9 protein-coding genes and 2 pseudogenes are annotated in these 13,135 nt (G+C 33.1%); 10 read left to right on the top strand and 1 reads right to left on the bottom strand.

From position 1 onward, the window contains the following. Positions 1–100: 100 nt before the first annotated feature. From ACIGHG_RS19025 to ACIGHG_RS19000, 6 genes and pseudogenes are all read left to right on the top strand, one after another. Positions 101–385 (top strand): annotated as a pseudogene (locus ACIGHG_RS19025) (DUF817 family protein); the annotation flags it as partial. Between the two features lie 40 nt (positions 386–425). After that, positions 426–779: a hypothetical protein gene (locus ACIGHG_RS19020; RefSeq protein WP_396549932.1), complete on the top strand. Its 354-nt coding sequence runs from the start codon at positions 426–428 to the stop codon at positions 777–779. A gap of 340 nt (positions 780–1,119) precedes the next feature. Then, the gene (locus ACIGHG_RS19015; protein WP_396549930.1) at positions 1,120–2,343 is read left to right on the top strand and encodes a cytochrome P450 family protein; all 1,224 of its coding nucleotides are present in this window, start codon (positions 1,120–1,122) and stop codon (positions 2,341–2,343) included. 71 nt (positions 2,344–2,414) lie between these two features. Beyond that, the gene (locus tag ACIGHG_RS19010; RefSeq protein WP_081904805.1) at positions 2,415–2,570 is read left to right on the top strand and encodes a DUF1540 domain-containing protein; all 156 of its coding nucleotides are present in this window, start codon (positions 2,415–2,417) and stop codon (positions 2,568–2,570) included. 683 nt (positions 2,571–3,253) lie between these two features. Next, positions 3,254–3,787: an RNA polymerase sigma factor gene (locus tag ACIGHG_RS19005; RefSeq protein WP_336473432.1), complete on the top strand. Its 534-nt coding sequence runs from the start codon at positions 3,254–3,256 to the stop codon at positions 3,785–3,787. Further along, complete coding sequence (locus tag ACIGHG_RS19000; RefSeq protein ID WP_396549928.1) at positions 3,777–4,604, top strand: SH3 domain-containing protein; 828 nt, start codon at positions 3,777–3,779, stop codon at positions 4,602–4,604. The genes ACIGHG_RS19005 and ACIGHG_RS19000 overlap by 11 nt, the downstream gene beginning before the upstream one ends. A gap of 14 nt (positions 4,605–4,618) precedes the next feature. Here the strand turns inward: ACIGHG_RS19000 and ACIGHG_RS18995 are convergent. Beyond that, positions 4,619–4,860: pseudogene (locus ACIGHG_RS18995) on the bottom strand (penicillin-binding transpeptidase domain-containing protein); the annotation flags it as partial. 444 nt (positions 4,861–5,304) lie between these two features. Here ACIGHG_RS18995 and ACIGHG_RS18990 point away from each other — a divergent pair. The 4 genes from ACIGHG_RS18990 to ACIGHG_RS18975 all read left to right on the top strand — a co-directional run bounded on the left by ACIGHG_RS18990 (position 5,305) and on the right by ACIGHG_RS18975 (position 13,091). Further along, positions 5,305–7,440, top strand: coding sequence for a penicillin-binding transpeptidase domain-containing protein (locus tag ACIGHG_RS18990; protein ID WP_396549926.1), 2,136 nt, complete (start codon positions 5,305–5,307; stop codon positions 7,438–7,440). A 287-nt stretch (positions 7,441–7,727) separates the two neighbouring features. Then, the gene (locus ACIGHG_RS18985; protein WP_396549924.1) at positions 7,728–9,713 is read left to right on the top strand and encodes a penicillin-binding transpeptidase domain-containing protein; all 1,986 of its coding nucleotides are present in this window, start codon (positions 7,728–7,730) and stop codon (positions 9,711–9,713) included. A gap of 487 nt (positions 9,714–10,200) precedes the next feature. Next, on the top strand, positions 10,201–11,055 hold the full coding sequence (locus tag ACIGHG_RS18980; protein ID WP_396549922.1) for a Cof-type HAD-IIB family hydrolase: 855 nt from the start codon (positions 10,201–10,203) through the stop codon (positions 11,053–11,055). Positions 11,056–11,366: 311 nt separating this feature from the next. Continuing rightward, a complete protein-coding gene (locus ACIGHG_RS18975; protein ID WP_336473427.1) occupies positions 11,367–13,091 on the top strand; it encodes an ATP-binding protein in 1,725 nt (574 codons plus the stop codon). Positions 13,092–13,135: the final 44 nt, after the last annotated feature.

Below are 13,135 nucleotides of genomic sequence, written 5' to 3'. Positions count from 1 at the left end.
TCTTAGACTAATTCGTTAGCTATCAAAAGTAACGACTAACCGAGAAGCCCCCACTTCAAACAGTCCGTAAGGACGTTAAGTGGCGGGTAGTTCACCGGCCTTATTATTTGTAGTGTTTTTTCGTACTTATGTACATTTCTTTTTACAAGAAATTACATACAAAATGCCGCTTGTTCTTTCGTTTTTTTTGATTGGTTTTTTCATTTGGATTGCAGAAAATATCGCAACCTTCTTTGGAGCGTGGCAATATCCAAATCAACATGGAACGTGGAAACTCGTTCACATTGGAAAAATTAGTTCATGGTTTTTACTCGTTGTCATTAGCATAATGATTGTGGGACAATTAAAACAACTTAAAATTAAAAAAAGCAAAAATTCCTATTAATATAATTATCTTCATTCTATAGAAAAGAGGGCGATCTGTTTTGAAGAAAAAAAGAAGAATAGCCTTTTTTGTATGTATTGTAATAGTTATTTTTGGAATAGGGGTTGCTGTATATAATAAAATAAGTCATGAAAATAATCTAGATTGTAGGGCGAGTGCTGTTCAAATCAAAGCTGTTGCGGTAGATCATACGGATCAACCGCTATCTGATGTAAAAGTGTATGAAGATTCAATTGCCAATAAAGAACGAGCTGTCACAAATACAAAAGGAGAGTTTCAATTTTACTCCGGTGTTTGCGGTAAAATTACTTTAGTATTTGTTACTCCTGATGGAAATACATACACCAAAGAATATGACAGAGAAAACGTGCCTAATATAATAAAATTAGAGTAGTAAGTCATATATAAATTGAAAAACCAACATAAAAACCCTTTTCATTAAAAGAGGGCGAGAACCTCTGGCCGTGCGTAGAAGCGGTCAGGGCCTATTCCTTCCACATGCAAGGTTTAAAACAAAGGGTAGTGGTTATGTTGTAGCGACTTATATGCAAAAAAAATTTAAGTGAATTTATATTGAAACCAAAAAGAGGTGTACATCTGAACATCTCTTTTTGGTTTCAATATAAAAGGTAATGTTAAGTTTGAATTTTCTCAACTTTTATAAAATTCAATGCGTTATAATGGTCATTAGGTGCTATGGTCACCAAATATTTCTAAAGACGGAGGTTAGCGGTATGTCTTCAAACAACGAAATGAATCGTAACACATTACCTGAGATCCAATTAACTTCGGCTGCGTTTAAACATGAAGCATATGACATTTACAAAGAGTTACGTGCATCTCATCCTGTTTATCAGGTATATCCTAACGCCTGGCTTATTACAAGATATGAAGATGCAGTAAGTTTATTAAAAGATACACGTTTACTGAAGGATGCTAAAAATGTATTTAGTAAAGAAGAGTTTGAGGCCTATTTTACACTAGAAAATGGAGAGTATTTGAGAAAACATATGTTGAGATCTGATCCACCTGACCATAGTCGCCTACGATCCCTTGTTCAAAAAGCGTTTACCCCGCAGATGATTTTACAGCTAAAAGATAATATTCAATCCATTGCTGATACTTTATTAGACAAAATAGAACATCAGCACACTATAAACCTCGTAAATGATTATGCTTTCCCACTTCCAATTATTGTGATTAGCGAGATGCTTGGTATCCCTCAAGAAGACCGAGATAAATTTAGAATTTGGTCACATACGGTTATTGATTCTCCAGATACACTAGAAGCTATTCGAGAAACTGATAAAAAGTTAGGTGAATTCATTGATTATTTACGAGATTTAGTAGATAAAAAACGAAAAAATCCTTCAGACGATTTAGTGAGTGCATTAATACAAGCAGAAAGTGAAGGAACAAAATTAAGTGTTCCGGAATTAAATTCAATGATTATGCTACTTATCGTCGCTGGACACGAAACAACTGTCAATTTAATCACCAATATGACGCTAGCATTGCTTGAACATCCTGATCAATTGCTACTTCTACGTCAAAATCCAGATTTGATTGACTCAGCAATTGAGGAGTCATTACGATTTTACAGTCCAGTTGAAATAACGACTATGCGCTGGGCATCGGAATCATTTACATTGCATGGTCAAAATATAGAGCCGAAAAATGAGGTGATTATTTCCTTAGCCTCTGCTAACCGCGATGAAAAAATATTTCCAAACGCTCATACTTTTGATATTACAAGAAAAAATAACTGTCATATTGCCTTTGGTCATGGCATTCATTTCTGCCTTGGTGCATCGCTTGCTCGTTTAGAAGCGAAAATTGCAATTCCTACTTTATTACATCGTATGCCTAATCTTAAAATAAAAGGAAGAAGAGAAGACATAAAATGGAGTGGTAATTATTTGACGAGATCATTAGAAGAATTACCATTATCTTTCTAGGCGAATGGATACGAAATAGTATGACACCTCTCAATACTGTTCATACTAAACAAAAAAGGAGGTGTCATACTATGGCTCAAGATGTTCTTTGTGAAGTAAACAATTGCCAATATTGGGGAAATGGAAATAAGTGCAATGCTGAATCTATTTATGTAGTAAGTCATACAGGGAAACAAGCATCTGATAGTAAAGAAACAGATTGCAAAACATTTATACCAGAAGTTTAAGTCTCTAAGGGTAGCCCAATGTGGTTACCCTTGTTTTATGTATATTATTAATAATAACAATCATTTTCATACTTTTTTTACATATAAAGAAAACAAAAATTTTTTCTGTAATAAGGAGTTCAGCCGATATACCTGTAAAACTAGGTTATATCGATACATTTTTCACTAATATGTGTAGTATAAGTGTTCATTTTTGTTACGTTTTGAATTTGAAAATATGAAATGTCTTAACCGTTCTCACCATATAATTGTTTCATAACTTGAGGAAAGAGATAATAACTGAACATAATTTTTTTTATGAGTTTTTGAACATATTTACCCTTGAAAATTGTACAAATAACTATCTATCATTGTGTGTTCAAAAAATAGTGATTTTCTGGACAACACTGATGTTTATTCATAATTCATTGTAATCATTTTTAACCTCAACTTTCATTTATACATTTATGGTGATGCAAATAATGAGACATACTAATACGATTAAACTAAAAAGACGTTTAATCAAATTGTCCTTTTTAGCAAGGTGCTTATATCCATTTTGGAACTTTTGTACAAAAACTTTGTAATATTGTTTTTAATGGGAAATGGAACAAATGGAGCTGTTACCGTGTCTATATAGTAGATCAATTATAAAAAGTGAGGAAAATTTTTTATGTTTATTCAAATGAGCTTGAGGTACCAAAATGGAACATAGGGGTATTCAAAATTGTAATCATGATGAATTTGATTATGTTATAAAAGAACATTGGAAAGATGTATGGAATTATTCATTTATTATTTCGAAAGACACACATTTATCTGATGATATAACGCAAGATGTATTTATAAAAGCATTTAAAAATTGGCATTCATTTCGGAATGAATCATCTGTTAAAACGTGGCTATTAAAAATTACAAGGAATACAGCGTTAAATCATTTGAAGTCTTCCTACTTTAAGAGAATTTCTTTAGTGAGTTTTTTTAGAGACGATAAGGAGTATTTATCAGCAGAGCAAGAATTTTTTAACAAAGAGGAAGTCGATGAAATTTGGAACATAGTATTAAATTTACCAAAGAAATATCGTGAAATATTAATACTAGATGCAAAATATGAATTATCCTATGATGAAATGGCCGAAACATTAGGAGTGTCCATTGGAACTGTGAAATCCAGGTTACACCGAGCTCGTGCACGGATTTCAAAGATATTAGAGGAGGATAAAAGGTATGAACAGTAACAAAAAGCCAGATTGGTATAAAGAATTAAAAAGTGGACCAATGAGACAGCTTCAGGATGAGGAGGAATTCATTTATAAGATAAAACAATCTGTATACCAAGATAGGGAGAGCAATCAATTTAAATATAGCCGAATATTTCGTAAAAGGGTACTAGCTGTGGCAGTTGTTTTTATTTTTACAGTTGTACTGTTTAACTCTCAACAATTTTTCTTTGGAAAAAACGAACCTCCTGTACAGAGTAGCACCCAAATTGAAGTGAAGATGAAAGATGAATCGAATCAAGATCAATTACTAAAACAATTTATAAATCAATTAAATACAATAACGAGTGTAAAAAGTGAGAATGATTTATACGGAGCTCTGGATGAAGAATTTGTTTTTAAAGGAGAAAAGTATAATAAAAATGAGTGGAGGTTTGATGAAGATATCTTTCATGATTTACAGGTAGCCCTTGCAATGGGGGGAGAATTTGTGAATGATACGAAAACATTATATAAAATACCTAGTGGGTTGGCAGAAAGTAATCAAACAAAGCAAGAACATTATGTATATGCAACAGTCATTGGTGAAGGGACAAAAATTTTCGCTAAGCCAAAACCTGATTCACAGGTTTTAAATCAGGTGTCTAATGAAATGGTAAAAGCTTGGATTTCGGACAAAACGAATAATGATGGATATATAAAAATAACTACAATGAGTGGTTATACAGGTTATGTGAAGAAAGATTATATTTCAATTGATATTAAGTATTCTTTTGTTTTTGAAAAACAAAATGATGGTACGTGGAGGATAAAGAGTATAAATTCTATATGGTAAAAGAGAAAAAAGGTTCACTTCATTGAACCTTTTTTCTTTATTTTTTATTCTCCTTTTGAAGTACATCCCAATTGTATAAAATCTTAGATGCAACAAGAGCAGCATGATTTGTTCCAGAATCTCCGCCAGGAATCATGACAGAAATAGCGACTCGAGGATCTTTGGTAGGAGCATATGCGATAAAAAGAGAATGATTTATAATTTTTCCTTTTTCATTTGGCGAACCTGATATTCCTGTTTTAACTAAAATCGTAAAAACAACTCCTAGAATGGAAAGGAGCACTAAAATCCCCCATCTTTTTGTTTTTGTATGTAACATAAAACCCTTCCTTCTACAGACTCTACTTTATCTTAAAATTAATTATTTTTTTGTAAATGTGGAACAACGGTAGTACTTGCATTGTCTATTATATATAAATCCAAATTAAAACCCTGACATAAACCCCTTTTCTTTTTGGATGGTCGAGAGCGTCTGGCCATACGTAGAAGCGGTCAGGGCCTTTTTCTTCCACGTGCGAAGTTCAAACAAAGAGAGAAAGAAAGTAGCAGGTTATTTTTTGTTTAGCATGGCCGCGACTTGTGTGTTGGAAAATCAAGTTGGATTTATATATATCATAGCATTTTTAGAAAAGAAAGAAACAATCATCATAATACGAGACAGCATAGTTGCCGCAGTATAAAAAACGTATTTGGAGGATGTATGAAAAAACAAAAAAGAAAGAAATTAAAGACACGTATATCTCCTCGGTTAAATATCCTATTTTTTTGTGCATTTCTATTATTCTCGTCCATTATTGTTAAACTAGGAAAAGTACAAATCGTAGATGGAGAGACTTATAAGAATCAATTGCAAAAAGATGGGAGTATAACAAGTATTTCAGCTCCTCGCGGAAAAATTTTTGATCGAGAAGGTAAACCGGTTGTCGATAATAGGCCCGTTCGTATTATTACGTATACAAGATTAAAAGGAGGAAGTTCCGAAGACATTTTAAAAACTGCTAAAGATCTTGCAAATGTACTTGAAATACTAGAAGAAGAGATAAATAAGCTAACCGAAATAGATAAAAAAGATTTTTGGATGCAATTAAATAAAAAACGTGCTGAAGCAAAAATTACTAAGCAAGACGAGGATCATTTGAGAGAAAAGAACATGCAAGAGAAAGAGTTATCCAAGAAAATTGAAGAGTTAAGAAGAAAACGTATTACAGAAGCAGAATTGGCAGAATTAACATCACAAGATTTAAAAGTATTAGTTATTAAAAATAAAATGAGCTCTGGTTATCAAATGACACCACAAATTATTAAAAAAGACGCGACAGAGCAAGAGTATGCGAGAATAAGTGAAAATTCAGCAGAATTTCCAGGTGTAGATGCAACAGTTGACTGGGAACGTAATTATGTAAATGGTGACTTATTCCGTTCGGTGTTAGGGAATATAACAAACTCTGAAGTGGGACTGCCAAAAGAACATTTAGACTCTTATTTGGTACGTGGATACAATCGTAATGATCGCGTTGGAAAAAGTTATATTGAACAACGCTATGAAGATGTATTACATGGAACAAAAGGAGAAGTTAGAAATCATACTGATAAAGCAGGAAACATTATTCAGACAGAAACCGTTTCTAAAGGAAAAAGCGGTAATAATTTAACATTAACAATTGATATGGAATTACAGAAAAAAGTGGAAGAAAGTATAGAAAAAAATTTAAAAGCCTTTCAAGGTTCAGAACCATTAATGGATCGTGCTTTTGTTGTCATGATGAATCCGAAAACTGGAGAAATTTTATCCATGGCTGGTAAGAGGTTTGTAGAAACGGATGGAAAAAAAGAGATAGAAGATTTTGCATTAGGCAACATGGTAACTTCTTATGAATTAGGTTCAGCTGTAAAAGGTGCTACCTTATTAACCGGATACCAAACAGGAGCTATACAACCAGGAGCTCAATTTTATGACGCACCTATGAATTTTAAAGGTACGAAAGCGAAAAAATCATGGAATGTATCCGGATTTGGGAATATTAATGATTTAAGAGCTTTACAAATATCTTCTAATGTATATATGTTCCATACAGCTTTGCAAATAGCTGGAGTTAATTATGTACCAAATAGTTCGCTAGATATTAAACAAGAAGCATTTGATACAATGCGTTATTATTTTAAACAATTTGGTTTAGGAGTCCCAACAGGGATTGATTTACCAAATGAAATAATTGGACAAACGAGACAGAAAGATAGTCAACCTGGATTTTTGCTAGATTTTTCTATTGGGCAGTACGATACGTATACCCCACTGCAATTGGTACAATATATTTCAACGATTGCAAACGGTGGATATCGAATGCAGCCTCAAATTGTACAAGAAATACGAGAACAATCACCCAAAAAAGAAGACATTGGTAAAGTCATACACTCTATTGAGCCTGTTGTGTTAAATCGAGTTGATATGAAGACAGAATATATTGATCGAGTAAAAGAAGGGTTTAGATGGGTATTTCAAGAAGGCGACGGAACAGGTGTAAAGTACTTCAAAAATGCCCCATATCAGCCAGCAGGTAAGACAGGAACAGCTCAAACAGTATATGGTGGGGAGAATGAAATTGGAAGGAATGCAAAAGGTGAGCGTATTGAGTGTTACAATTTAACATTAGTTGGATATGCTCCGTATGATAATCCAGAAGTAGCATTTTCTGTAGTGGTTCCATGGATTTATAATGATAAAGGTGGTATTAACTCATTAATTGGAAAAGATATTTTAGATATATACTTTGATTTAAAAAATCAACGAATAAATGGTGGTGCTACCAATATAGATAGCCCTAATCAAAAACAGTAATATATATCTAGAAAAGATTATGATTATTAGCATTTAAGAGGTTCATGAACAAGAGAATAAAAGAATGAGATTTGGGGCGTGGAATAGCAGCTATTATTTATTCCGCTTTAACGGGTAGTAGGTCCCTCATCTTAAGATGCAGAGAGAAGCAAAGAAGATAGGTGTGAGATAACTCTTGGCATGCACCAAATCCGTAAGAGCTTTCCATCAGTGAGGAATGAAGAAGGCCCCACTGATGGAGGTTTCACTTTATGTCATTTTTATTTCATAAAAAGGAGAAGATTAAATTGAAAAAAATATGGGGACTACTTTTCTTTTGTTTACTTCTTGTATTGGTAGGATGTAATAAAGAAGAAACACCAGAACAAGCATTCAATATATATATTAAATTATGGGAAAATAAAAAGTTTGCAGATATGTATGATCAGCTATCAGAACATGCGAAAAAATCTATTTCTAAAAAAGACTTTATGGGGAAATACGAAACAATTTATGAGGGTATTGGAGTTGAGAATGTAAAAGTTAAAATAGAAAAAATAAATAACGATAAAAAGGATAATAGGCTCATTCTTTTTAAAGTTAGTATGGATACTTCGGGAGGAAAAATCTCCTTTTCACATGAAACAAAACTTGTAAAAGAAAAAGCTAGAGATAAAGAAACTTGGAAAATAGATTGGACTCCAGACTTCATTTATCCAGGTATGAAAAAAGATTATAAAGTACGTATACAGACAGAGCAAGGAAAACGCGGTGAAATCTATGATAGAAATGGAAAAGAACTTGCAACGAATGGCAATGCAATGGAAGTTGGAATTATTCCAGAAAAATTAGGTGAGGCTGCAATGCAAAAGAAACAAACAGTAGCGCAATTACTGAATATGTCTGTAGACGAAGTTGAACAGAAGCTTGCAGCAAAATGGGTGAAACCAGATTCATTGGTGCCAATTGGTATTTTACCAGAAGGGACACTGCAAAATGATTATATTTCGTTGGAAGGTGTTTCGTCACGTCCGGTAAAAGTTCGTACGTATCCATTAGGAGAAGCGGCGGCACATTTAATAGGATATATAGGAAAAGTAAATGCTGAGGAATTAAAAACACTTAAGAAAAAAGGATATCAAGCAGATGATTTAGTAGGTAAGACAGGCTTAGAGAAAGTATTAGAAGATAAATTGCGTGGTGAAAAGGGTGTTCGCATATTTATGGAAGATGCGAACGGAAAAGTGATTGAATACTTAGCAAAAAAAGAACCGAAAAGTGGAGAAAATGTTACGTTAACAATTGATGCTTCAATTCAAGAAAAAATCTTTAATGAAATGAAAAATGAAGCTGGTGCTAGTGCGGCGGTTAATCCAAAAACGGGTGAAGCAATGGCGCTTGTCAGTAGTCCTGCTTATAATCCGAATATAGTAGTTAGAGGGGCATCAAAAGCCCAACGTGAAGCATGGAATAATGATTTGAAAAAGCCAATGATAAATCGTTTCACACAGGTATTTGTACCCGGTTCTGTATTTAAAACAATTACAGGTGCAATTGGTCTGGAAACGAAAGTTATAAATCCGAAGGAAGAATTTAAAATTGAAGGATTAAGGTGGACAAAAGATTCATCGTGGGGAAATTATTATGTAACACGAGTGAAAGATACTAGTCCAATTGATTTCGACAAGGCTATGAAGTACTCTGATAATATTTATTTTGCACAACAAGCTTTGAAAATTGGTAAAGATCAGTATTTAAATGAACTTAAGAAGTTCGGATTTCATGAAAAGTTACCAATCGAATACGAATTTCCTACTTCAATAATTGCAAAAGATGGAATAAAAAATGATATTCAATTGGCAGACACAGGATACGGACAAGGACAAGTATTAATGACGCCTCTTCATTTAGCACTGACTTATGCACCAATTGTCAATGAAGGTGCTATCCCATCACCTTACCTTATAAAAGAAAAGAAAGAAAAGAAAAATTGGAAAGAAAATGTGATTTCTAAAGAAAATCAAGAAATATTAAAAAATGCATTAATAAAGGTCATTAATGATTCTGATGGTGCGGGGAGAATTGCTAAAGTTGATGGTATGACCCTTGCTGGTAAAACGGGAACAGCAGAACTGAAAGAATCAAAAGATGCGGAAGGAAAAGAACTTGGGTGGTTTGCTGCATTCGATGCAAACTCACCGGATATGATTGTTGCAATGATGATTGAAGATGTAAAAGGAAGAGGAGGAAGCAACGTCCCAGGTGAAAAAATAAAACATGTTTTTCAAAAATAATACTTAGAGGAGCATCGCTATACTGCTATCGACTTAAGCATTTAGGTTCTATTTTTAAAGATAAAAGCACGTTACTATTCTCTTATACGAATGAGAATAGTAACGTGCTTTTTATGAATGGGCTACCGTCAGCAAATCGGTCCCCACGCTAAGAGCATGTCGAATCAAAAATACCTAGAATGGAAAGGAGCACTAAAATCCTCCATCTTTTTGCATGCTTATCATTTCCATTATATATGTCTGATTAGTATTTATATAGATAAGTTCATCCATATCTTTTATGTTCCATCTCTAAATTTTATTATACCTGTAGTAATCATGATACAACACTCCAATTCACTATGACCCGAAGTAACACGTATCTTTCCTGAATCCCGATACATGTTTACTCTTGACCTGAAATGCGTTTCATACATTATAACTAAGATGTTGCAGGTGAGAACGATATCATTTATCGCATATATAGAAACGAAAGTAGGAGACAGTAATGAAACTTATCGCAATTGATTTAGATGGAACGCTTCTTACATCAAAGAAAGTAATTAGTGAAGAAAATGTAGCAGTTATTAAGGAGTGTCAAGAAAAAGGACATGTTGTAGCTATTTGTACAGGGCGCTCTATGACAGATGTTCAAAAGCTTTTGCAAGAAACAAATTTACAATGTCCAATCATTGCAGAAAATGGTGCGATTTTGTATTTGGATAATGAAATGTTACAACGATATCCAATTGCAAATGGACATGCAGAAGAAATCGTTGATTATTTAGAAGAGAAAAGTATATTTTATCAATTGTATACAGATCAAGGTGTATATATACCAGAATACGGAGAAAAAAGCATTCAACTTGAGATGGATTTTATCATTAACTCCGATATGCATGCTGATGAAGAAGAACTGAAACAAATCGCAGCATTATATTTACAGCATACTGAAACGAAAACAATCGAAAGTTGCAAACAGCTATTTTCAGAGCCAATTCATATTCATAAAATTCTCCCATTCTCGTATCAAAGGGAAAAATTAAAGCTATTAAAGAAGCAATTCATAGATAACGAGCAGCTATCGATTACGGCATCATACTGGCACAATCTCGAAATAAATCATATTCATGCTCAAAAAGGGAACGGCTTATATACACTAGCAAATCATTTAGGGATATTAAAAGAACATACCGTTGCAATCGGTGATGGTTTAAATGATATGTCTATGATGGAAAAGGCAAATATATCAATTGCAATGGGGAATGCAGTGGAAGAAATTCAAGCACTTTGTCGTTACAAAACACTTTCAAATGATGATCACGGTGTTGCGCATGCACTTCGCCATTATGTTATTGGATAAACTTATTTTGCTATTTAGACCACGGCTGAAAAAGCAAAGAAGGTATGAGAAAAAATTATTTTTATAAGTTTAATTACTTTAAATATGCAAAAAAGAACAAATTATGTCGAAATTTGTTCTTTTTTGTGTATTTTTATCCACTTTTCTTCTCTATCGTATTGAAAAATAAAAAAATTCCTAGATAACACTATTTTTCTATGTACCTTGATGAATTTAATTCGTATAATGGAAAAGTTGAGTAAATTTACAAATTAAACACAATTGAAAAATCAATATATACATGTGAATTACAGATATAGGAGTTGGCGGATATGTATCGGCTTACAGAACTTATTGATATACAAGAAATACAAACAATGGCAGAACAATTTTATTTTTTAACACATATTTCACATCAGCTTCTTGATTGCGATCAAGAGATAATATTTCATTACGGCACACAATCCAATGATACACATTTACATACAAAAATTCATATCCCGATTATAATCAATGAATACGCGATTGGTGACTTTATCATTTTTTCTCCACAAGATCATATTGATTCTTGTACAATATATTTCAAATCTCTTGTAGCACTTATGACCAATATAGGAATGAATAAATTGCAACAACTTCAGGAGAAGCGATCAATACCTACCGAAAATTTATATACGATTTTACAAAACATGCCCGTGATGGTTGATGCATTTACTGAAGAAGGTACGTTTTCGATATGGAATCGGGAATGTGAACTCGTAACCGGGTATAGTGCAACTGAAATTATTAACAATCCTCACGCATTAGAACTGCTTTATCCTGATGAAGAATATCGAAATCAAGCACTAAATGAATTTTCCGTTCGTGGTAAAAACTTTCGTGATTGGGAAATGACGCTTACTTGTAAAAATGGTGATAAGAAAACGATTATGTGGTCAAACCTATCAGAAGAATTTCCTGTCCCTGGATATAGCCACTGGGCAATTGGCGTCGATATTACACATCGAAAAAAGATTGAAGAAGAGCTCATCCAAAAATCCTCAGAGTTAGAATTACTCTTTAAAGCACTTCCAGATTTATGCTTTTTAATAAATCTTGATGGAACGATTTTTGATTATAAGGCTGGGTGTTCAGAGAAATTTTATATGCCTGTTGAACAATTTATGGGCAAAAGGTTTCAAGATATCTTACCTTCCGATGTTGCCGAGCAGCTACATGAAGCAATTATAAAAGTACAAGAAAATAATTCTATAGAAATTGTAGACTACTCCTTACCGATGCATGATAGTATATATTATTTTGAAGCGCGATGTTTACCGCTTTTAACAGATAAAATTATGGTTATTGTTCGTGATATTACGGAACGAAAAAAGACAGCTGAACTATTGAATAAATCAGATACATTAGCCGCAGTTAGTCAACTTGCTGCAGGAGTTGCGCATGAAGTAAGAAATCCTTTAACTGTTATTAAAGGATTTATACAATTATTACAAATTCAAATGAATAATGATACAGAATATTTTCAGCTGATGCTTTCTGAAATTGAGCGTATTGAATCTATTATTCATGAGTTTTTATCGATTGCTAAACCTGAAATTATTTCTTTTGAAAACAAGAATCTTTGTTTTATATTAGAAAATGTTGTGTCATTAATTAACACAAAAGCAATTATGACAAATATTCATATCACATTCCAAACAGATCCTGATGTCTTGCATATTGATTGTTGTGAAAAACAGTTAAAGCAAGTATTTATTAACATTTTACAAAACTCTATTGAAGCCATGCCAAATGGAGGGGAAATCATAATTACCGCTAAGAAAGTAAACGACACTGAAGTGATGATTTGTATTTCAGATGAGGGGATAGGTATTCCGGAAGAAAGGATTATAAAACTCGGAGAACCTTTTTATAGCACGAAAGAAAAAGGAACAGGTATTGGTTTAATGATTAGCTATAAAATTATTGAACGTCATCAAGGAAGAATTCATATAACGAGTAAAATTGGAGTAGGGACTTCGGTGAAAATTTACTTACCAATTTCACAAATTTCTTAATTGAAAAACGAATAGAACCCTTTTTAGGTGAGAGAGAGGGTCTG

Origin of the sequence: Bacillus sp. NPDC077411 (assembly GCF_044543425.1) — a bacterium.
GTDB classification, from domain to species: Bacteria; Bacillota; Bacilli; order Bacillales; family Bacillaceae_G; genus Bacillus_A; species Bacillus_A bruguierae.
The sequence above is the reverse complement of the archived record's forward strand: the minus strand, read 5'-3'. Positions and strand labels throughout refer to the sequence as shown.

Bases quoted from the DNA above. Each gene is read 5' to 3' on its own strand.
- ACIGHG_RS19000 (WP_396549928.1), top strand. From the start codon at position 3,777: ATGAACAGTAACAAAAAGCCAGATTGGTATAAAGAATTAAAAAGTGGA.
- ACIGHG_RS18975 (WP_336473427.1), top strand. From the start codon at position 11,367: ATGTATCGGCTTACAGAACTTATTGATATACAAGAAATACAAACAATG.
- ACIGHG_RS18980 (WP_396549922.1), top strand. From the start codon at position 10,201: ATGAAACTTATCGCAATTGATTTAGATGGAACGCTTCTTACATCAAAG.
- ACIGHG_RS18990 (WP_396549926.1), top strand. From the start codon at position 5,305: ATGAAAAAACAAAAAAGAAAGAAATTAAAGACACGTATATCTCCTCGG.
- ACIGHG_RS19015 (WP_396549930.1), top strand. From the start codon at position 1,120: ATGTCTTCAAACAACGAAATGAATCGTAACACATTACCTGAGATCCAA.
- ACIGHG_RS19010 (WP_081904805.1), top strand. From the start codon at position 2,415: ATGGCTCAAGATGTTCTTTGTGAAGTAAACAATTGCCAATATTGGGGA.
- ACIGHG_RS19005 (WP_336473432.1), top strand. From the start codon at position 3,254: ATGGAACATAGGGGTATTCAAAATTGTAATCATGATGAATTTGATTAT.